This is a genomic window from Duganella sp. CY15W, assembly GCF_009857555.1.
Classification (GTDB): Bacteria; Pseudomonadota; Gammaproteobacteria; order Burkholderiales; family Burkholderiaceae_D; genus Rugamonas; species Rugamonas sacchari.
The window spans coordinates 388,660-409,632 of sequence record NZ_WWCQ01000002.1 but is presented as its reverse complement, the minus strand read 5'-3'; the positions used below and the strand labels follow the sequence as shown (position 1 = coordinate 409,632).

The following is a 20,973-nucleotide window of genomic DNA, read 5'->3' as shown; positions in this document are numbered from 1 at the left end:
CTCAGGCCGCGCTTTCCACGCGGTTGCGGCCTTTGCGTTTGGCGCGGTATAGCGCCAGGTCGGCCGCGTGCAGCAGATCATCCAGCGCGATCTGCGGGCCGGCGGCGCTGGCGACGCCAAAGCTGGCGGTCACGCGCAGGATGTGGCCGTCGGCCAGCGTCAGTGGTTCGCTGGCGATCGCGCTGCGCAAACGCTCCGCTAGCGCGCACGCCTGTTCCTGTGTGCAGTGCGCTGGCATCACCACAAATTCTTCGCCGCCGTGACGCGCCAGGATTTCGCCATCGCGCAGTTCTTCACGCACCACCGAGGCGACGCGGATCAGCACCTGGTCGCCCGTCTCGTGACCATGCGAATCGTTGACGGACTTGAAGTGGTCGATATCAAACAGCACCACGGCCAGCGTCTCGTTGCGCCCGCGCGCGCGGCGCAGCCGTTGCGTGCTGGCCGTGGTGAAAGCGCGGCGGTTGAGCAAACCGGTCAGGTAGTCGGTATCGGCGCGGCGGCGCAGCTCATCGATGAGGTGCTGGCGTTCCAGCTCCAGTTGCTGGCGTTCGATGCTGTTGGTGCGCAGCGTGGACAGGGCGCGCAGCATGTCGCCGATTTCGTCGGCGCGCTGCGAGCCGCTGGAGTCGCGCGAGTAGTCGCCGTTACCGAGGCGGATCACGGCGCGCGTGGCGCGCAGCAGCGGCACGATGACGCGGCGGCGCACTATCAACAGCAGCAGCGTCAGCGCCAGCAGGATCGCCACGCCGGATGAACACACAATCAGCAGCTCGGTGCGCGCATGTTCGTGATCGCTCTGGGCCTGCGTTTGCGCCTCCTGCAGCAGTTCATCGCGCAGCGACAGGATCGGTGTCATGGTCGGCACGTAGCGCTGTGCAAACTGGCCGGTGTCCATGCCGTAGTCGCGTCCCGTGCGACTGGCTGCTTCAATCCCCGCCACCAGTCCCAGGCCGGTACCGAAATAGATTTCATCGACGCGCGCCGTGACCGTGTTGAATCCGGCCGGATTGCCGCCATCCTCGCCCAGCGCCTGGATCTGCTGGCGCAACTGCGCCAGGCGGCCGCGCAGCATTTCCAGCTGCTCGTGCTCGGCGGGGACCAGCGCCTGGCGCTTGGCCAGCGGCACGGTCAGCACGGAGCCAAGCCGGCCCGCATATTCGCGCAGCTCGACGGCGTAGCGTGTTTTAATCAGCGTGCGCGAGATGCGCGGATAGGCGCGCTCGGACGCCAGCGTGTAGCCGCCGACAGCGTCGAGTGCCAGCGGCACCAGTGCGAACATCCGGCCAATGGCGTTTTTCAGCAGTTCCGGCGTGCGCTCGGCCGGTGCTGCGGACGCCAGCGTGTCCACCGTGTTGCGCGCCTCGGCCAGCGCCTGGTACAGGCTCGCCATCTCGACCGGATGCTGGGTGCCGAAATCGTTTTGCAGCTCGCGCTCGAGTTGGATCAGCGCGAGGTCGGTGGCGGCGCGCGCACGCGTCAGGCGGTCACGCCGGGCGGGATCAGCGGGCTGCCTGTCGCCCAGCAACGCGTTGACGGGGCCGCGTTCGAACGAGAGTTTTTCTGCCGCGATCATGGCGCGCTGTGTCAGGCGCAGCGCTTGCAGGCCGGCGCTGGTGTCGTCGTAATGCAGCCACGCTTCTCGCGTGATATGGCCCAGCATGCCGAGGACCAGCAACGCCAGCACGGCGGTGGACAGTGTCAGCAAGCGGGAAATTTTCATGAAAATGGATGAAGCAGTTTACAAGTAAACAATATGCCACAAAGCGGGGCCGAGCGGGGCGGGAATGCGGCACGGGCGACGGCAAATGGTACAATGCCGCCCTTGCGTCGCTGGCTTTGTCTGAGCAGGATGCAAAGCTTGAACGATTACTACCGAGGGAAACGAATGTCTATGCAACGAGTTATGCTGCGCGCCAAGCTGCACCGTGTGACGGTGACGCAGGCGGATCTGAATTATGAAGGTTCGTGCGGTATCGACCTGGACCTGCTGGAAGCGGCTGATATCTGGCCAAACGAAAAAATCGAACTGTATAACGTGAACAACGGCGAACGCTTCGCCACCTACGCGATTCCTGGCCTGCGCGGCACCGGCGAAATCTCGCTGAACGGCGCAGCGGCACGCAAGGCGCAGCTGGGCGACCTGCTCATCATCTGCACCTACGCGCCGATGACCGAAGCGCAGATCGCCGACTACAAACCGAAACTGGTTTTCGTCGACGCGCAAAACAAGATCACCAGCGTCAAGCAGTAAGCTGCAAGACCAAGTCGGCCCTGTGCCGAATTCTGGTCGGGAGAGACCACCATGGATGGTGGCGCCGAAGGAGCAACCGCCCCGGAAACTCTCAGGCAAAAGGACCGACCAGACCACTGTACTCTGAAGAGCCGCCGGCTTCGTCAGCCGGCGCACCGCAGGAGCAAGCGGCGCCATGCTAACGCTATGGCGCGGCGAATCTCTCAGGTTCCAAACAGAGGGGGCGTACCACTCGCATGGTGCGCTTGGTACTCCCACCCCTGACTGTTGATGGAGCCTGCTTCATGAATCAACCTGCACTGCACACGATTGCCGTCCTTGGCGGCGGCATCACCGGCGTGACCACCGCTTACGCCCTGGCGCGGCGCGGCTTTGCCGTCACCGTGTTTGAACGCCACCGCTACCCGGCGATGGAGACGTCGTTTGCCAACGGCGGCCAGCTGTCCGCCTCCAATGCCGAAGTCTGGACCCATCCTTCCACCATCGCCAAAGGCCTGAAGTGGATGCTGCGCAGCGATGCGCCGCTGCTGCTCAATCCTCGCCCGACCTGGCACAAGCTGTCCTGGTTTGCGGAGTTCATCGCCAGCATTCCCCACTACGAAGACAACACCATCGCCACCGCGAAGCTGGCGATCGCCGCGCGCCGCCATCTGTTCGACTGGGCGGAAGAGGAGGGCGTGGAGTTCGACCTGAAACAGCAAGGCATCCTGCACATCTACCGTAATCAGGCGGGCTTCGAGCACGCCGGCCGCGTGTCCGGGCTGCTGGCGGCGGGCGGTTTGCCGCGCCGCGCGGTCACACCCGATGAGATGCGCGCCATCGAGCCGGCGCTGCAAGGCAGCTACTACGGCGGTTACTACACCGAGAGCGATGCCACCGGCGACATCCACAAGTACACCAACGGCCTGGCCGCAGCGGCCGAGCGGCGCGGTGTGCGCTTTGTATGGGGCGCGGAAATCGGCAGCGTGGAAACCGACGGCCGCGTGGCCACGGTGCGCGTCGATCAGGATGGCCGCGAGGACCGCCAGTGCTTCGATGGCGTGGTGGTGTGCGGTGGCGTCGGCAGCCGCGCGCTGGCGGCGCAGCTGGGCGACAGGGTTAACGTTTATCCGGTGAAGGGCTATTCGATCACGGTGCAGCTGCAGGATGACGCCAGCCGCGCCGCTGCGCCGACGGTCAGCCTGCTGGACGATGAGACCAAGCTGGTGACCAGCCGCCTGGGAGCGGACCGTTTTCGCGTTGCCGGTACGGCGGAGTTCAATGGCATCAACCGCGATATCCGCGCGGACCGCATCCAGCCGCTGGTCGATTGGGTGCAGCAGTGCTTCCCGGGCGTGAGCACGCGCCAGGCGGTGCCATGGGCTGGCTTGCGGCCGATGATGCCGGACATGATGCCGCGTGTGGGAAGGGGCAAGCGGCCTAATGTGTTTTACAACACCGGTCACGGCCACCTGGGCTGGACGCTGTGCGCGGCCACCGCCGACCTGATTGCCGGTGTGGTGGAGAGCCAACACTAAGCTGGCTTGCCGCACAAGAAAAAGACGCCTCTGAACTGAATCTCGGGCGTCTTTTATTTATTTGCTACCGTCGATGCGCAGCAACTGCGACATGTACTGCGGCGTGATGCCAAGGAAGGATGCCACCACCTTTTGCGAGATGCGCTGCTCCAGGCCCGGATACTCGCGGCGGAACGCATTCAGGCGGCCCTGCGCCGGCGAGGCGTTCAGGTACAGGCGGCGGCTCTGGTCCATGATGCTGCACTGTGCTGCCGCCAGGTAGTAGTCGCGCAGATGGCTGTTGGCCTGATACAGCGCGCTCACTTGCGACCAGTCCAGGCGATAGCCATGGATGGCGGTTTCCGCCACCACAAAATTCAGCGCCGGATGCGATTCGCGCGAACGCAGCAAATCGTCGTGCGCGGCCACCGGTTCGCCGTCGGTCTGGAAGTGCAGCGTCACTTCGTTGCCCGCCTCGGTAATGAAGCCGGTACGCGCCACACCGCTGTGCAGCCAGTGCACATACTGGGCAGGCGTGCCGATGCGCTGCAGGTGCTCGCCCTTGCGCATGCTGAAAGGCGTGGCCAGCGGCGCCAGCAGGCGCGAGGCTTCGTCGTACAGTTCGGGCGTGACGCCATAGCGGCGTGACACGGCTTCGCGATATTTAGCGCGGTGTTCTAGGAATGCGTTGCTCATACTCAGTGGTTTAGGAGTGCGAATGGCCGGACGGACAATGTTGTATTTTAAATTCCGCTATGTAAATGGCCGTACAAATGAATTTGAAAGTGTAAACGTTTTCACAGTCCCTGGCTCAATATTTGTTGCAGATTAGAATGGAAATTTAAAAATATTTTAAACTTAAAGCAGTTTAACAAATTTCGCCAAGCATGAATTTCGCTGAACTTTAGGGTTACTATTGAAGAACAATTCGACCCTTGGAGACCGGCATGAAAATCACTGATCTCAGCATTGGCAGGCGCCTGTCGTTTGGCTTTGCCGTTGTGCTCGCCATACTCATCCTCAACACCGGCCTCGGCATCTATCGCCTGCAAGGGGTGGCGACCGCGACACGCGCGATGATGGAAACGCCGCTGGCCAAGGAGCGTCTCATTTCGGACTGGTACCGGATTGTATTTGCCGGTATCCGCCGCACCACCGCTGTGGCCAAGAGCGCCGACCCGGCGCTGGCCACCTTCTTTGCCGAGGAGGCCAAGAATTCCACGGCCTACGCCCAAGGCCTGATCAAGAAAATCGAAGAGCTCACCAGCGGCGAGGACAAGCGGCTCATGGAAGAGCTGGTAGAAACCCGCAAGCTGTATGTGAGTTCGCGTGACGGCGTCATGAAGGCCAAGGCGGCCGGTGACGCCGACGGCGCCTCGCGCCTGCTCGAGCAAACCTATCTGCCTGCCGCCAAAACCTACGAAACCATGCTGCAGAAAATTCTCGACCAGCAGCGCAAGTCGATTGACGAAGCGGCCACGCGCATCGACCAGGTCGCCACGGACAGCCGCAACCTGCTGCTCTTGCTGGCCGTGCTGGTGGTGGCGTTTGGCGTGGTGTTTTCATGGTGGCTGACGGCGGGCATCACGCGGCCGATCAACGAAGCCGTGGCGCTGGCCGAGTCGGTTGCAGAAGGCGATCTGGTTGATCGCAGCAACCGTTCCGCCAGCGACTACAGCAAGGACGAGCCGGGCAAGCTGCTGCATGCGTTGAACCGCATGTCGGGCAGCCTGGTGCGTATCGTCGGCGATGTCCGCAACGGCACGGACAGCATTGCAACCGCGTCGTCGCAAATCGCGGCCGGCAATCTGGACCTGTCGTCGCGCACGGAACAGCAAGCCAGCTCGCTCGAGGAAACCGCGTCCTCGATGGAGGAGCTGACCAGTACCGTCAAGCAGAATGCCGACAACGCGCGCCAGGCCAACCAGCTGGCGTCCAACGCTGCTGAAGTGGCGCAGCGCGGCGGCGCGGTAGTCTCGGACGTGGTGCAGACCATGGCGTCGATCGATGCCTCGTCCAAGAAAATTGTCGACATCATTGGCGTCATCGATGGCATCGCTTTCCAGACCAATATTCTTGCCTTGAATGCCGCCGTGGAAGCGGCGCGTGCCGGCGAACAGGGGCGCGGCTTTGCGGTGGTGGCGTCCGAGGTGCGCAACCTGGCGCAGCGCTCGGCCAGTGCGGCAAAAGAGATCAAGACCCTCATCGACGACTCGGTCGGCAAGGTGGAAGCAGGCACGCGCCTGGTTGGCCAGGCTGGGAGTACCATGGAAGAAGTGGTGAACAGCATCGGCCGCGTTACCGCCATCATGGGCGAGATCAGCAATGCCAGCGTCGAGCAGACCCATGGCATCGAGCAGATCAACCTGGCGATCACGCAAATGGATCAGGTCACGCAGCAGAACGCGGCATTGGTGGAAGAGGCCGCCGCAGCGGCCGACGCCATGCAGGTGCAGGCGGCCAAACTGGCGGAAGCGGTGAGCATTTTCAAGCTCGGCGATGCTGCGCCGCAGCGGCCTGTATTGCGCGGCGCGGCGCGGCCATTGCTCGCGTAACTATCATCGGTTGTATTGGTGCAACAGGCTTCGCATTCATGACTACATGATGGCGCGGGCACGGCATTCTGCGCTACAGTGGGACTACCGGAGGCGCTGCCCCAGCGGCGCCCGGAACAACAGTGGGGTGGCGTCCAGTGAAGAATCAAACCGGGATCAGTAGCAAAGTGATAGTGCCGTTCGGCTTTGCCGCAGCGGGTGCGTTGGGAACCGTCGCCGCAGGCTGGAGCGCCTGGGGCTGGTACACCCTGATCTGGGCAGCGCTGCTGCTGGGCGCTGCAGCGTGGCTCACGCGCGATACGGGTTTCAGCCCCGCCAGCGCCACCGGCGACAACGCCATGATCGATGATTACCTGGATGGGCGCGACCGCTTTGCCGACGCGGTGCTGCCCGTCTGGTGCCGCCATATTGAAAACTCGCGCGCGCAGATGGAGGAAGCGATCTCCGATCTGGCGTCGCGCTTCTCCAGCATCGTCGACAAGCTTGACAGCGCGGTGCATGTCTCCAGTGCCGACAGCAAGGGCGACCACTCCATGACCGAGGTGTTTGCGCACAGCGAACAGCGTCTGGGCTCGGTGGTAACCTCGATGAAATCCGCCATGTCATCCAAGCACGCCATGCTGGCGCAGATCCGCGACCTGGAACGCTTTACGCGCGAGCTGCGCGGCATGGCGGAAGGCGTGGCCAGCATCGCCGCGCAAACCAATCTGCTGGCGCTCAACGCGGCCATCGAGGCGGCGCGCGCCGGTCCGGCCGGCCGTGGCTTCGCGGTGGTGGCACAGGAGGTGCGCCAGCTGTCGATGCGCTCGGCGGAGACGGGCAAGGAAATTTCCAACCGCGTGAATCTGATCAGTACCGCGATCCTGGCGGCCAGCCAGGCCGCCGAGCAATCGAGCGAAGCGGAAGACAAGTCCATGCAGTCGGCGGAAGGCATGATCGACGCCGTGCTGTCCGAGTTCCGCCAGATGACCGACTCGCTGGTACAGTCCTCCGACCTGCTCAAGCAGGAGAGCATCGGCATCCAGGGTGAGGTGGGCGAGGCGCTGGTGCAGCTGCAATTCCAGGACCGCGTGAGCCAGGTGATGACCCACGTGCGCCACAACATGGAGAACTTGCCAGGACTGCTGCGCGAGTATCACGAGCGCTATGAGACGAACGGGGTGCTGGAAGCGCCGGACCCGGACCGTCTGCTGAGCGAACTGCAGAAGACCTACGCGATGGCCGAAGAGCACGCGGTACACAGCGGCATCAAGCACGCGGCGCCTACCGCCGCTGCGGCCGACGAAATCACTTTTTTCTGAAGGTAGAGAAGATATGGCAAAAACCATCATGGTGGTCGATGATTCGGCCTCTTTGCGCCAGGTAGTGGGCATTGCGCTCAAGGGCGCGGGATACGAGGTGATTGAAGGACGCGATGGCGTCGATGCGCTGTCCAAATGCACCGGACAGAAAATTCATCTGGTGGTGTGCGACGTGAACATGCCGAATATGGACGGCATCACCTTCGTTAAACAATTCAAGCAGCTGCCCAACTACAAATTCACGCCAGTCATCATGCTGACTACCGAATCGCAAGAGAGCAAGAAGGAAGAAGGCAAGGCCGCAGGCGCCAAGGCCTGGGTCGTCAAACCATTCAAACCGGACGTGCTACTGGGCGCCGTCGCCAAGCTGGTACTGCCATAATTTTGCGGAGGCTGCGATGGCCGATGAAGTCAACCGTATTGCCCTGGACGGCGAACTGACGATCTATCGCGCCGCCGATCTGAAAGTGCTGGTGCTGGACGCGCTGCGCAAGACGCGGATACTGGAAATCGATTTGTCCGGCGTGACGGAGCTGGACACGGCAGGCTTGCAAGTGCTGATGCTGGCCAAGCAGGCCGCTGCCGCCGACCAGCGCACGCTGCACCTGGTGCAGCATAGCCCCGCCGTCGTAGAAATCTTCGAGATGCTGGACCTGGTCGCCTTCTTTGGCGACGCCGTGCTGATACACGCATAAGGAATAGCCATGAATCTGGACGACGCACTACAGACCTTTATCGCTGAAAGCCGCGAGCTGCTGGAGGAGATGGAGAACGCGCTGCTCAATGTCGACCTGGCGGGCGACCAGAGCGAGGCAATCAACGCCATCTTCCGGGCCGCCCATACCATCAAAGGGTCGGCGGGCCTGTTCAGTCTCGATCACATCGTCGCCTTCACCCACGTGGTGGAGAGCCTGCTGGACAAGGTGCGCGACGGCAGTGTGACGCTCAACGATGAAATGGTGGTGCTGCTGCTGTCATGTTGCGACTACCTGTCGGCCATGATGGACGGCCTGGCGGCGGGCCGCGTAGACCAGGACCCGGACACTGCGCCGGAAGGCGAGATGCTCAAGGAGCAGCTGCATCGCCATATGGATGGCGAGGCGGCGCCGCAAGCGGTTCCCGCCGCGCTGGCAGTGCACGCGGAGCCTGGCGTGGAACGCATCGACCAGGAGCGTGGAGATAGCGACTACTGGCATATCTCGCTGCGCTTCGGCCGCGGCGTGCTGCAGAACGGCATGGACCCCATCGCCTTCCTGCGCTACCTGGGCAAGCTGGGGCGCGTGGTGGGGATTGCGACCTTGCCGGATGCCCTGCCGCCGGCCGATGAGATGGATGCGGAGCTGTGCTATCTCGGTTTCGAAATTGCCTTTGACAGCAGCGCCGACCGCGAGGAGATTGCCGGCGTGTTCGAGTTTGTGCAGGATGACTGCGAAATCCGCATCATCCCGCCGCACAGCAAGGTGTCCGAGTATGTGAACCTGATCCGCGCGCTGCCGGAGCAGAAGGTAAGGCTGGGCGAAATCCTGGTCCGCTGCGGCAGCGTCACCGCGCATGAACTGGAAGAGGCGCTGAATCAGCAGTCCGGCAAGCAGGAAGACGCGCCGGCCCAGCAGCTGGGCAGCATCCTGGTTGGCGCGGGCAATGTGCCGCCGGTGGTGGTGGAGGCGGCGCTGGCCAAGCAGAAGCAGGTCAGCGAGCAGAAGGCGCAGGAAAGCCGCTCCATCCGCGTCGATTCGGACAAGCTGGATCGCCTGATCGACCTGGTGGGCGAACTGATTATCGCTGGCGCGCGCGCCAACATGATCGGCCAGCATATCCAGAACACCGAGCTGCTGGAGTGCACCTCCACGCTGACGGGACTGGTGGAAGACGTGCGCGATGCGGCGCTGGAGCTGCGCATGGTGAAGATCGGCGCCACCTTCAACCGCTTCCAGCGCGTGGTGCACGACGTAGCGCGGGAACTGGGCAAGGACATCGGCCTGATTGTCGATGGCGAGGATTCGGAGCTGGACAAGACCGTGGTGGAAAAAATTGGCGATCCGCTGATGCACCTGGTGCGCAACGCCATGGACCATGGCATTGAGCCGGCCGAAGTGCGGGTGGCGGCCGGCAAGTCGGCCAAGGGCATGATCAAGCTGAACGCGTTCCATGAATCGGGCAGCATCGTGATTGAAGTCAGCGACGATGGCGGCGGCCTGCGCAAGGAGAAGATACTGGCCAAGGCCATCGAGCGTGGCCTGATCGACCCGGAACGCAAACTCACCGACAGCGAAATCTACAACCTGATTTTCGAAGCCGGCTTCTCGACGGCGGAAAAGATCACCAACCTGTCCGGCCGTGGCGTCGGCATGGATGTGGTCAAGCGGAATATCCAGGCGCTGCGCGGCAGCGTGGACGTCGGCAGCAAGGAGGGCCAGGGCACGACGGTGACGGTGCGGTTGCCGCTGACGCTGGCCATCATCGACGGCTTCCTGGTGCAGGTGGGATCGTCGGTGTTTGTGATCCCGCTCGACATGATCGAAGAGTGCATCGAGTACGCCACCGAGCCGGGACAGGACTACACCAATTTGCGCGGCCAGGTGCTGCCGCTGGTGCGCCTGCGTGAGCTGTTCCGCATCGGCGGCGCCGGCACGCGGCGCGAGAGCATCGTGGTGCTCAAGTTCGGCAATCACCGTGCGGGCCTGGTGGTCGATACGCTGCTGGGCGAATTCCAGACCGTGATCAAACCACTGAGTCCGATGTTCAGTGAAGTGAAGTGCATCAGCGGCTCCACCATCCTGGGCAGCGGCGAGGTCGCCCTGATACTGGACGTGGCGGCACTGATGCATACCGTCGGCGGCAAGGGCGCTGTCGCGCTGGCAGCGTAAGAGAGGAGCAGCATGAGCACTATCGATACCGCCAATGTGGTCACCTACGGCAGCAGCGCGATTGTGGCCCTGCAGAGCGGCGCCGCGCTGCCCAGCCAGTTCCTGACCTTTATGCTGGGCGAGGAACAGTACGCGGTCGGCATCCTGCACATCAAGGAGATCATCGAATACGGCAGCCTGGCCACGGTGCCCATGATGCCGGATTGCGTGCGCGGCGTCATCAACCTGCGCGGTGCGGTGGTGCCGGTGATGGATTTGTCGGCGCGCTTCGGCCGCGCGCAAAGCACCATCGGCAAACGCAGCTGCATCGTCATCGTTGAAACCGAAGGCGGGGAGAGCGACAGCAAGCAGGTGCTGGGCATGCTGGTGGACGCGGTCAACGCCGTGGTGGAAATCGCTGCCGCCGATATCGAGCCGGCGCCGTCGTTCGGCACGCGCATCCGCCCCGATTTCATCGCCGGCATGGGCAAGTACAACGGCCGCTTTGTGATCCTGCTCGATATCGAGCGCGTGCTGTCGAGCGAGGAGATTGTTGACATGGCGCGCGGCACCGCTGCCGCCGTGGCGTGATGGGTGGGATCTTATGGCCGTGGCGATGATCACCGACCGCGAGTTCGTCCAGTTCCAGCGTTTCATTTACGATGCTGCGGGCATCACCATGGCCAATGGCAAGCAGGCGCTGGTCAGCGGCCGTCTGGCCAAGCGCCTGGCGCACTATCAGCTCGACAGCTATGGCGACTATCTCAAGCTGCTGGAAAGCCGCGCGCAGCCGGCCGAGCTGCAAGTGGCGGTGGACCTGCTGACCACCAACGAGACTTACTTCTTCCGGGAGCCCAAGCACTTTGCATTGCTGCGCGATCTGGCGCTGGAAGCGCGCGACAAGAACCGCGCGCTGCGCGTGTGGAGCGCGGCCAGTTCCAGCGGTGAAGAACCCTACAGCATTGCCATGGTGCTGGCCGATGTCTTTGGCGAGGACGGCGGCTGGGAAGTGCTGGGCACCGACATCAGCACACGCGTGCTGCAGCGCGCGCGCAGCGGCCACTATCCCATGGAGCGCGCATCGCAGATGCCGCCGGCTTACCTGAAGCGTTTCTGCCTCAAGGGACAGGGCAGTGAAGCCGGCACCATGCTGATCGACCGTTCGCTGCGGCAGCGCGTGCAGTTCCAGCACCTGAACCTGAATGCACCGCTGCCCAAACTGGGGACGTTTGACGTGATCTTCCTGCGCAACGTGATGATCTATTTCAGCCTGGAGACCAAACGCCAGGTGGTGGCGCGGCTGCTGGCGCAATTGCGTCCCGGCGGCTATTTCCTGATCGGCCATTCGGAAACGCTGAACGACATCAACGATACGCTGATCGCAGTGGCGCCTTCGATTTATCGCAAGCCATGACGGAGCCTAAACTCATCGATATCTTCCTGATGCCCGGCGATTATTTCGTCGGCGATGCGCAGTACCGCGTGCGTACGCTGCTGGGCTCTTGCGTGTCGATCACGTTGTGGCATCCGGGGCGCCGCATTGGCGCGATGTCGCACTTCCTGCTGCCGGGCCATGGACGGCGCAGGCAGGACCGGCCAGCCGACAAGCCGGGCATGTATGGCGCGGATGCGATGCAGTTGCTGGTGGACGGTATGACGCAGCATGGGGTGCCGCTGATTCAGTGCCAGGGCAAGATCTTCGGCGGCGGCGCCATGTTTCCGCGCAATGAGAAGGTACGCGATATCGGCATGCAGAACGGCGACTTTGCGCGCGAGATGCTGCAAAAGCATGGCATACACGTGGTGTCCGAAAGCCTGTTCGGCGAAGGGCATCGTCAATTAATCTTCACCATCCGTAGTGGCGAGGTGTTGAGCCGGCAGGTTCCGCCAGAACCGGGATGGGGCGGTACGGGAGCAAGGACACAGGAATGAGTGATATCAAGGTCATGATCGTCGATGATTCCGCCGTGGTGCGGCAGGTGCTGAGCGGCCTGCTGAACGCGGCGGCGGGCATTACCGTTACCCATGCGGTGGCCAACCCTTTGCTCGCCATGGAGCGCATGAAGGTGCAGTGGCCGGACGTCATCGTGCTTGACGTTGAAATGCCGAAGATGGACGGCATCACCTTCCTGCGCAAACTGATGACCGAGCATCCGACACCAGTGGTGATCTGCTCGACCTTGACCGAGAAGGGCGCGCAGACGTCGGTGGAGGCGCTGACGGCAGGCGCAGTTGCGATCATCACCAAGCCGCGGCTGGACCTGAAGCAGTTCCTGCACGATAGTGCGGATGAACTGGTGTCTGCCGTGCGCGCTGCCGCGGGCGCCCATGTGGGCAAGCTGGCCAACCGCCCGGCGCCGCCACCCGTGACGGCCAAGCTGAATGCGGATGCGGTCCTGCCGCCGATGGAAGTACGGCCGATGACGGCGACCACGGAGCGCGTGGTGGCGATCGGCACATCGACGGGGGGTACGCAGGCGCTGGAAGAAGTGCTGACCTCACTGCCGCGCGTCTCACCCGGCATCGTGGTGGTGCAGCACATGCCGGAAAAATTCACGGCGGCTTTTGCGGCGCGGCTGGACAGCGTGTGCGAAGTGCGCGTCAAAGAGGCTGCCAATAACGACCGGGTCCTGCAGGGTCAGGTGCTGATCGCGCCGGGTGGCAAGCACATGCTGCTGCGCCGCACCGGGGCGCAGTATTTTGTCGAGGTGGTGGACGGCCCGCTGGTCAACCGCCATCGGCCGTCGGTGGATGTGCTGTTTCGCTCCACCGCGCGCGCGGCAGGCGCCAATGCACTGGGCGTCATCATGACCGGCATGGGGGACGACGGTGCGGCCGGCATGCTGGAAATGCTCAAGGCTGGCGCGCGCACGGTGGCGCAGGATGAAGCCAGCTGTGTGGTGTACGGCATGCCGAAGGAAGCGGTGAAGCGCGGCGGTGTCGAGAAGTCGGTGCCACTGAGTGCGATCTACCGCGAAATCCTGCAACAGCTGCAGTACTGAACATGAACACGCCACCGCTCACCGACATCACCGTTGCTGACGCGCCCTCGTGGGCCGGCCGCCGCGTGCTGGTCGTCGAGGACAGCGTGGTGCAACGCGGTTATCTGGTGGGCTTGCTGCGCCAGCTGAACTTCGGCGAGATACTGGAAGCGGGTGACGGCAACGAGGCCATGCAGGTGCTGGAGCGCCAACCAAGCCCGTTGTATCTGGTGCTGACCGATCTGGAGATGCCGGGCATGGACGGCATCGAGCTGACCTGCCAGCTGCGTGAACGCCGCCTGACGGAAAACCTGATCGTCGTCAGCGCGCGTGATCCGCGCCTGCTGGAGATCATCGAGAACATGGCGTGCGAGGATACTTCCATGGGCTTGCTGGGCACCCTGCTCAAGCCGGTGCAACTGGACTCGCTGACGCAACTCCTGTGCAAGGCCGGTGACCGTGGCAGCGACTGCGCCCCGCTGGCGGCGCCGCAACTGCCGCAGGCTTCGCTGGAGGAGCTGGCGCAGGCGCTGACGCGCAAGGAGTTTGTGCCGTACTTCCAACCCAAGGTCGCCATGCAGACCGGCCACCTGAAAGGTGTGGAAGCGCTGGTGCGCTGGAACCATCCGGAGCGCGGCCTGCTGGCTCCGGCGCACTTCATCGATACGCTGGAAGGCCATCCCCTGATGGCGGACTTCACGATCGACATGGTGCAGCAGGTACTGGAGCGCATACTGGACTGGCAAAGCCACGGCTTGCCGCCGCTTACGGTGTCGGTCAACCTGTCCGCCGACAACCTGGCCGACCGCAGTTTTATCGACCGCCTGATTGCGCAGATTTCCGCATCCGGCGTCAAGCCCGCATCGCTGGTGTGGGAAGTCACCGAAACCAGCGTGATGCGCCAGCTGTCACAGGCGCTGACGAATATGGGCCGCTTGCGCCTGATGGGCTTTGGCCTGGCCATGGACGATTTTGGCATCGGCTATTCGTCCATGCAGCAATTCGCGCGCTGCCCGTTCACGGAACTGAAGATCGACCGCGCCTTCGTCAACGGCGCGGCGCAGTGGCCCAACCGCCACATGGTGCTCAAGAGCGCACTGGATCTGGGGCAAAGCCTGGGCGTGGCCACGGTGGCGGAAGGTGTCGAGACGGTCGAAGACTGGAAGCTGCTGCGCGACCTCGGATGCGACATGGCGCAAGGCTACCTGCTGGCGAAGCCGATGCCAGCGGAAGATCTGGTCGGCTGGATACGGCAGGACAGGCGCAGACTGCGTGCGCTGGCAGGGGACGAATAACCACAACCAAGCTGGGGGACGTGATGCTTTCAACATTGCAGGTCAGGACCAAGATTTTGATATTGCTGGCGGTAGCGATAGTGGCACTGGTGGTCGTGGTGCTGATTGCCTTTGCCGGGATGAAAACCCAGGGCGAGATGCTGAACCAGATCGGCAAGAACCGCATGCCGTCGGTGCAGGCGCTGCAAACCATCAGCGAGGCACAGACTGCGCTGCGCTCCTCCAGCCGCGCCATCGATGCGATGTCACTGTATCCGGAAGAGGTGGACAGCATTACCCACGAAGTCCAGCGCAAGCAGGAAAGCTGGGCGGCGGTCGACAAGGCATGGAAGACCTACGACGCGCTGCCGCAGGAAACCGAGGAGGCTGCGGTATGGAAGACCTTCGTCAAGCAATGGGAAAACTGGAAGCAGCGTGATGCCGTCATTACCGACACCGCCAGCCAGATCGTGCATGCGGATCTGGCCAAGCGCAAGGAGCTGTTCGTGACCCTGCATAACACGCTCAAGGAAAACCGCACCGCGTTTCACGATGCCGAAGATAGCCTCAATAAGCTGGTGACCTTGAATGTCCAGTATGGCGAGAGCGATGTGGCGGGCGCTGATGCGGCATCGGCAACGGCACTGAAGAATATGTATTTGTCTTCCGGCGTGGCGTTGGCGCTGCTGGTGGTGATTGGCCTGTTTATCCTGAATGGCATCATGAAGCAGCTGGGCGGTGATCCTTCATATGCGGCCGACATCGTGCGCCAGGTAGCGGATGGCGACTTGACGGCGGATGTGCAGCTCAAGCCAGGCGACACCACCAGCCTGCTGGCGGCCATGAGCGGCATGATCGAAAAACTGTCGGCGGTGGTGCAGGATGTGAACAATGGCGCCGAGGCGCTGGCGTCGGCATCGGAAGAGGTTAGCGCGACCGCGCAGTCGCTGTCGCAGGCGGCCAGCGAGCAGGCTGCGGGCACGGAGGAAACCAGTGCTTCGGTCGAGCAGATGACAGCCTCGATTTCGCAGAATACCGAGAACGCCAAGGTCACTGACGGCATTGCCAGCAAGGCTGCGCTGGAAGCGGCGGAGGGCGGCGAGGCGGTCAAATCGACGGTGGCGGCGATGCAGCAGATCGCCAAGAAAATCAGCATCATCGACGATATCGCTTACCAGACCAACCTGCTGGCGCTGAACGCGGCGATTGAGGCGGCACGCGCGGGCGAACATGGCAAGGGCTTTGCCGTGGTGGCAGCCGAAGTGCGCAAGCTGGCGGAGCGCAGCCAGGTGGCGGCGCAGGAGATCGAGCAGGTGGCGTCGAGCAGTGTCGAACTGGCGGAGAAAGCCGGCAACCTGCTCGGTGAGATGGTGCCGAATATCCGCCGCACCTCGAATCTGGTGCAGGAGATTACCGCTGCGTCGGAAGAGCAGTCGGCCGGTGTGGGCCAGATCAATGCAGCGGTCACGCAGCTGAGCCAGACCACGCAGCAGAATGCCTCGAGCTCCGAAGAGCTGGCGGCCACCGCCGAAGAGATGAGCGGCCAGGCCGAACAGCTGCAGCAGACCATGTCCTTCTTCAAGCTGGCCGGCGCGTCCCGTCCGATGCGCACGGTGACGGCTCGCAAGCCGCCGCGTGCCGGCCGGGCGCCTGCGGGCGTGTCCAGTCGCCGCATGAACGATGTCAGTGAACCGGATGAGTCGCACTTCGTTAAATTCTAGCGGAAGGTCGCCATGACTACCTTGACCGTAGCGGATGCGCCGCCGCCAGCGCAGCAGGCGCCGGCACAGTTCCTCAGCTTCATGCTGGGCCAGGACATGTTCGCCATGGGCATCCTGGCCGTGCGCGAGATTCTGGAATATGCCGGCGTAACGCCTGTTCCGCAAATGCCGCCAGCGATCTGCGGCGTGATTAATTTGCGCGGCACGGCGGTGCCGGTGCTGAACCTGGCCCGCCGGCTGGACCGCGAGCCTTCGCCCATCGGCAAGCGCACCTGCATCATCGTGGTGGAAGCCGATGGCGAGGAAGGCCCGTTCGTGATCGGTATTCTGGTCGATGCGGTCAACGCGGTGCTTGACATCCAGGCTGCCGACATTGAGCCGCCGCCGCGTTTTGGCGCGGTCAGAGCCGATCTGCTGCACGGTATCGGCAAGGTCAATGGCCGCTTTGTATTGCTGCTGAATGTGCAGCACGTGGTATCAACCTTGCACCTGCAAGAATTCGTCGCGCAAATCCCCTAGGAGACTGTATGTTTTCAACGATAACCGTCAGAACCAAGATCCTGACGCTGATTGGTGTGGCCGTACTGGCATTGCTGCTGGTCGCGGTCATTGCGTTCCAGGGCTTGAAGCGGGAAGGGGAAATGCTGGCGGAAATCGGCAAGAACCGTATGCCATCGGTGCAGGCGCTGATGGCGATTAACGAGGGCAAGACAGCAATCCGTTCCTCCAACCGCGCAGCTGACGCACTTGCCATGTATCCCGAAGACCTGGCAGAAGTGGCGCAGCAGATTAAGCGCCGTGCCGAAATCTTTGCGCAAATAGACAAGGCCTGGAAAATTTACGAAGCACTGCCGCAAAGCCGCGAGGAGGCGGCACTGTGGAAGCAGTTTACGACAAATTGGAGCGCCTGGCGTCAGAAGACCGAGGAATTCGGTACCTTGCTGGGCCAGATGCAGAGTGCCGATCTGGCCAGGCGCAAGGAGCTGTTTGCGGGCTTGCACCGCAACTTGATTGAAAACCGCGGCGCCTTCCACGACGTCGAGGAAAGCCTGGACAAGCTGGTCGCCATGAACGTGCAGTACGGCGACGATGCGGTGAAAGAAGCGGATATCGCCTCCGTCAGCGCGCAGCGCAGCATGTATACGGCGTCGGCTGCCGCTTTGGCGGTGCTGGTGACGCTTGGGCTGCTCATCCTGCGTGGCATCATGCAGCAGCTGGGGGGCGATCCTTCATATGCGGCGGACATCGTGCGCCAGGTGGCGGATGGCGACCTGTCGGCGGATGTGCAGCTCAAGGCCGGCGATACCACCAGCCTGCTGGCGGCCATGAGCAGCATGATCGAAAAACTGTCGCATGTAGTTCAGGAGGTGAATAACGGCGCCGAGTCCCTGGCGTCGGCATCGGAAGAGGTCAGCGCGACGGCGCAGTCGCTGTCGCAGGCGGCCAGCGAGCAGGCTGCAGGCACGGAGGAAACCAGTGCGTCGGTCGAACAGATGACGGCCTCGATTTCGCAAAACACCGAGAACGCCAAAGTCACCGACGGCATTGCCAGCAAGGCCGCGCTGGAAGCAGCAGAAGGCGGCGAGGCGGTGAAATCGACGGTGGCGGCGATGCAGCAGATCGCCAAGAAAATCAGCATCATCGACGATATCGCTTACCAGACCAACCTGCTGGCGCTGAATGCGGCCATTGAGGCAGCGCGTGCGGGCGAACATGGCAAAGGCTTTGCCGTGGTGGCAGCCGAGGTGCGCAAGCTGGCGGAGCGCAGCCAGGTGGCGGCGCAGGAAATCGAGCAGGTGGCCAGCAGCAGCGTGCAGCTGGCCGAGAAGGCCGGGCAGCTGCTGGGTGAGATGGTGCCGAATATCCGCCGCACCTCGAACCTGGTGCAGGAGATCACGGCGGCATCGGAAGAACAGTCGGCGGGTGTGGGCCAGATCAATGCGGCAGTGACGCAGCTGAGCCAGACCACCCAGCAGAATGCCTCCAGCTCCGAAGAACTGGCAGCGACGGCGGAAGAGATGAGCGGTCAGGCCGAGCAACTGCAGCAGACCATGTCCTTCTTCAAACTGGCTGGCGTTTCGCGCACAGTGCGCAGCGCGGCGCCGTCAGCGCGCAAGCCGGCCAGGAAAATGCGCGCCGGTGGCGCGTCCTCAGGCCGCCGTATGCCGGAGATGGAGGAACCCGATGAAACCAACTTCGTGAAGTTCTGAGGATGCCAGATGCGCCGGAGAGCATGGGCTTGTGCGTTGCTGCTTGCCGCAGTGGCTGCGCCGTCGCTGGCGGCGCGTGGCCCCTTGCGCATCTTGGGCGCCGATATTGCGCCGCTCTATTTTGAACGCAACGGCGTCGTCACCGGCTTCTGCGCCGAAGTCACGCGGGAAATCCAGCGCCGTATTGGTGACCGCACCGCCATGCAGGTGGTGCCATGGGCGCGTGCCTACCGCACCGCGCTGGCAGGCGAAAATGTGATCCTGGTGTGCCCCAAGCGCACCGCTGAGCGTGACCCGCATTTCCAATGGATCGGTCCTGTGCTGGAGTCGCGCACCAATCTGTATGCGCTGCGCGAATCGCGCATCAAGCTCGCTACGCTGGATGATGCGCGCACGCTGTCCGGCATCCTGCTGCCGCGGGATTTCTATTCCTACCAATATCTGCAGGACGCCGGCTTTACAAATCTGGAGCCGGTAGGCAGTTCCAAAACCATGTTGAACATGCTGCTGGCGGGACGACGGCCAGCCATGGTGGTCGACCGTGAGCAGCTGCCTGAGCTGCTTGCGCAGGCCGGCATCGCCGAGGAGACGGTAGAGCCAGTACTGTTCCTGATGAACATACAGAGTTACATCACGTTTCCGCCAGACGCGCCAGCAAGCCTGGTCGGCAAGTGGCAGCAGGCGCTGGAACAGATGAAGCGCGACGGCAGCTTTGCAAAATTGCAGAAGCAATGGCTGCACCGTTAGTTTTGGTGAGTTTTGCGCTCCATTATTGGTTCACAATAAGGTGATACAGCCTCCTCAAGGAGTACTCACCCATGTTCGCTCAAATGAAAATGGAGACCCGGCTGCATGCGGGGTTTGGCAGCATCGTGCTGCTGGTGGTACTGATGGGCGTTATCGCCTTCAGCAAGCTGACGTCCCTGCACAATAGCTGGGACGAATTCGAGCACGTCACGCTGGTGCGCAAGAATGCGGTGCTGGAGGGCGTGACGGCACACGGCCATGCGGTGCGCCACTTCAAGAACTACATCCTGCGCGGCGGCGACAACAACCTCCAGTTCCGCGCCGATCTTGCCGCGATTGAAAAAGAGATGGGCAACTATCGCGCAGCCGGCTCGCTCACGCCGGAAGAGCAGACCCTGCTCAGCGAAGTACAGGCCGGCGTCAAAAGCTATGACAGCAGCATGGCGCAGCTGGAAGCCATGCACGAAAAAGGCATGACAGCGCTGGAGATGGACAAGGCCATCAAGGGTGCGGATGAAGCCATCGCCAGTGCGTTCCGCAAGCTGCTCAAGGTGAACGATACGGAGACCAAAGGCGAATCCGAGGCCATGACCGATGTCACCAATTCAGCCAAACAACTCATCCTTGCCATGGATGTGGCGATTGCGATTCTGGGCTGTGTGCTGGCGGTGTGGTTGGCGCGCAGCCTGTCCTCCATCGTGCGCGAGGTGCAACTGGTGGTCAGCGGCTTGTCCAGCGCCTCACAGGAAGTGAGCGCGACGGCGCAGTCGCTATCGCAGGCGGCCAGCGAACAGGCGGCGGGCGTGGAGGAAACCAGCGCCTCCATCGAACAGATGACTGCATCGATTGCACAGAACACCGAAAACGCCAAAGTCACGGACGGCATTGCCACCCAGGCCGCGCTGGAAGCCGCGCGCGGCGGCGAGGTGGTCAAAGCCACGGCGGCCGCGATGAAGCAGATCGCCGGGAAAATCAGCATCATTGACGATATCGCCTACCAGACCAATCTGCTGGCCTTGAACGCGGCGATTGAAGCCGCGCGCGCGCACGAACATGGCAAAGGCTTCGCCGTGGTCGCGGCCGAGGTCCGCAAGCTGGCCGAGCGCAGCCAGGTAGCGGCGCAGGAAATCAGCCAGGTGGCGGCCGACAGCGTGGAGCTGGCGGAGCAAGCAGGCGTGATGTTCGATGCGCTGGCGCCGAATATCCGCAAGACCTCCGAACTGGTACAGGAGATTTCCGCGGCATCCGAAGAGCAAAGCTCCGGCGTGCGGCAGATTAACGGCGCGGTGATACAGCTCAGCGAAACCACGCAGGTGAACGCAGCCAGCTCGGAAGAACTGGCGGCAACCTCGGAAGAGATGAGCGCCCAGGCAGAGCAGCTGCGGCGCCTGATGGCAGTGTTCAAACAGTACACGGTGGACGATACGCCGCGCGCCAGCGCATCCGCCGCACGGCGGCCAACGGTGCTGAAAACCGCCGCCACCAGCCGCCCCGCGCGCAATCTGGGACTGGTGTCCGACAGCGCGCCGGATGAAAGCAAGTTCACCCGGTTTTGACGGCTAAGCGATTGGCAAACCCCGCCATCGCC

Annotated in this window: 19 protein-coding genes and 1 riboswitch; of the genes, 17 read left to right on the top strand and 2 right to left on the bottom strand. The window is 62.8% G+C overall.

The window, feature by feature from the left end:
- Window position 1: 1 nt before the first annotated feature.
- Window positions 2-1,723 (bottom strand): diguanylate cyclase, encoded by a 1,722-nt coding sequence (locus GTP58_RS11405; RefSeq protein WP_161077591.1) that lies wholly within the window; start codon window positions 1,721-1,723, stop codon window positions 2-4.
- A 171-nt stretch (window positions 1,724-1,894) separates the two neighbouring features.
- On the opposite strand from GTP58_RS11405, the gene panD reads away from it, so the two are divergent.
- Together panD and GTP58_RS11395 are read left to right on the top strand one after the other, a co-directional pair.
- Window positions 1,895-2,254: an aspartate 1-decarboxylase gene (panD, locus tag GTP58_RS11400; RefSeq protein WP_072789306.1), complete on the top strand. Its 360-nt coding sequence runs from the start codon at window positions 1,895-1,897 to the stop codon at window positions 2,252-2,254.
- Window positions 2,255-2,281: 27 nt separating this feature from the next.
- Window positions 2,282-2,371, top strand: a riboswitch (glycine riboswitch).
- Between the two features lie 182 nt (window positions 2,372-2,553).
- On the top strand, window positions 2,554-3,771 hold the full coding sequence (locus GTP58_RS11395; RefSeq protein ID WP_161078126.1) for a D-amino acid dehydrogenase: 1,218 nt from the start codon (window positions 2,554-2,556) through the stop codon (window positions 3,769-3,771).
- 57 nt (window positions 3,772-3,828) lie between these two features.
- On the opposite strand, the gene GTP58_RS11390 is transcribed toward GTP58_RS11395, so the two are convergent.
- On the bottom strand, window positions 3,829-4,446 hold the full coding sequence (locus GTP58_RS11390) for a Crp/Fnr family transcriptional regulator (RefSeq protein ID WP_229215542.1): 618 nt from the start codon (window positions 4,444-4,446) through the stop codon (window positions 3,829-3,831).
- A gap of 251 nt (window positions 4,447-4,697) precedes the next feature.
- Between GTP58_RS11390 and GTP58_RS11385 the strand changes: the two genes are divergently transcribed.
- The 15 genes from GTP58_RS11385 to GTP58_RS11315 all read left to right on the top strand — a co-directional run bounded on the left by GTP58_RS11385 (window position 4,698) and on the right by GTP58_RS11315 (window position 20,941).
- The gene (locus GTP58_RS11385; protein ID WP_161077590.1) at window positions 4,698-6,305 is read left to right on the top strand and encodes a methyl-accepting chemotaxis protein; all 1,608 of its coding nucleotides are present in this window, start codon (window positions 4,698-4,700) and stop codon (window positions 6,303-6,305) included.
- Window positions 6,306-6,472: 167 nt separating this feature from the next.
- Entirely contained in the window at window positions 6,473-7,606 is a 1,134-nt protein-coding gene (locus GTP58_RS31725) for a methyl-accepting chemotaxis protein (RefSeq protein WP_373924735.1), read from the top strand.
- 13 nt (window positions 7,607-7,619) lie between these two features.
- On the top strand, window positions 7,620-7,988 hold the full coding sequence (locus GTP58_RS11375) for a response regulator (RefSeq protein ID WP_072789318.1): 369 nt from the start codon (window positions 7,620-7,622) through the stop codon (window positions 7,986-7,988).
- A gap of 16 nt (window positions 7,989-8,004) precedes the next feature.
- Window positions 8,005-8,301, top strand: a complete 297-nt coding sequence (locus GTP58_RS11370; RefSeq protein ID WP_161077588.1) for a lipid asymmetry maintenance protein MlaB — start codon at window positions 8,005-8,007, stop codon at window positions 8,299-8,301.
- Between the two features lie 9 nt (window positions 8,302-8,310).
- Window positions 8,311-10,473: a chemotaxis protein CheA gene (locus GTP58_RS11365; protein WP_161077587.1), complete on the top strand. Its 2,163-nt coding sequence runs from the start codon at window positions 8,311-8,313 to the stop codon at window positions 10,471-10,473.
- A 12-nt stretch (window positions 10,474-10,485) separates the two neighbouring features.
- Window positions 10,486-11,043, top strand: a complete 558-nt coding sequence (locus GTP58_RS11360) for a chemotaxis protein CheW (RefSeq protein WP_161077586.1) — start codon at window positions 10,486-10,488, stop codon at window positions 11,041-11,043.
- A 13-nt stretch (window positions 11,044-11,056) separates the two neighbouring features.
- Complete coding sequence (locus tag GTP58_RS11355; protein WP_072789330.1) at window positions 11,057-11,866, top strand: protein-glutamate O-methyltransferase CheR; 810 nt, start codon at window positions 11,057-11,059, stop codon at window positions 11,864-11,866.
- Window positions 11,863-12,384, top strand: coding sequence for a chemotaxis protein CheD (locus GTP58_RS11350; protein WP_202413638.1), 522 nt, complete (start codon window positions 11,863-11,865; stop codon window positions 12,382-12,384). The genes GTP58_RS11355 and GTP58_RS11350 overlap by 4 nt, the downstream gene beginning before the upstream one ends.
- Entirely contained in the window at window positions 12,381-13,454 is a 1,074-nt protein-coding gene (locus tag GTP58_RS11345) for a chemotaxis response regulator protein-glutamate methylesterase (protein WP_072789333.1), read from the top strand. The genes GTP58_RS11350 and GTP58_RS11345 overlap by 4 nt, the downstream gene beginning before the upstream one ends.
- A 2-nt stretch (window positions 13,455-13,456) precedes the next feature.
- The gene (locus GTP58_RS11340; RefSeq protein ID WP_161077585.1) at window positions 13,457-14,728 is read left to right on the top strand and encodes an EAL domain-containing protein; all 1,272 of its coding nucleotides are present in this window, start codon (window positions 13,457-13,459) and stop codon (window positions 14,726-14,728) included.
- Between the two features lie 23 nt (window positions 14,729-14,751).
- Complete coding sequence (locus tag GTP58_RS11335) at window positions 14,752-16,428, top strand: methyl-accepting chemotaxis protein (RefSeq protein WP_161077584.1); 1,677 nt, start codon at window positions 14,752-14,754, stop codon at window positions 16,426-16,428.
- Between the two features lie 12 nt (window positions 16,429-16,440).
- Complete coding sequence (locus GTP58_RS11330; protein WP_161077583.1) at window positions 16,441-16,947, top strand: chemotaxis protein CheW; 507 nt, start codon at window positions 16,441-16,443, stop codon at window positions 16,945-16,947.
- Between the two features lie 8 nt (window positions 16,948-16,955).
- Window positions 16,956-18,638, top strand: a complete 1,683-nt coding sequence (locus tag GTP58_RS11325; protein ID WP_161077582.1) for a methyl-accepting chemotaxis protein — start codon at window positions 16,956-16,958, stop codon at window positions 18,636-18,638.
- Between the two features lie 9 nt (window positions 18,639-18,647).
- Window positions 18,648-19,385, top strand: a complete 738-nt coding sequence (locus GTP58_RS11320) for an ABC transporter substrate-binding protein (protein WP_161077581.1) — start codon at window positions 18,648-18,650, stop codon at window positions 19,383-19,385.
- A gap of 71 nt (window positions 19,386-19,456) precedes the next feature.
- On the top strand, window positions 19,457-20,941 hold the full coding sequence (locus GTP58_RS11315) for a methyl-accepting chemotaxis protein (RefSeq protein ID WP_161077580.1): 1,485 nt from the start codon (window positions 19,457-19,459) through the stop codon (window positions 20,939-20,941).
- The last annotated feature ends 32 nt before the right edge of the window (window positions 20,942-20,973 follow it).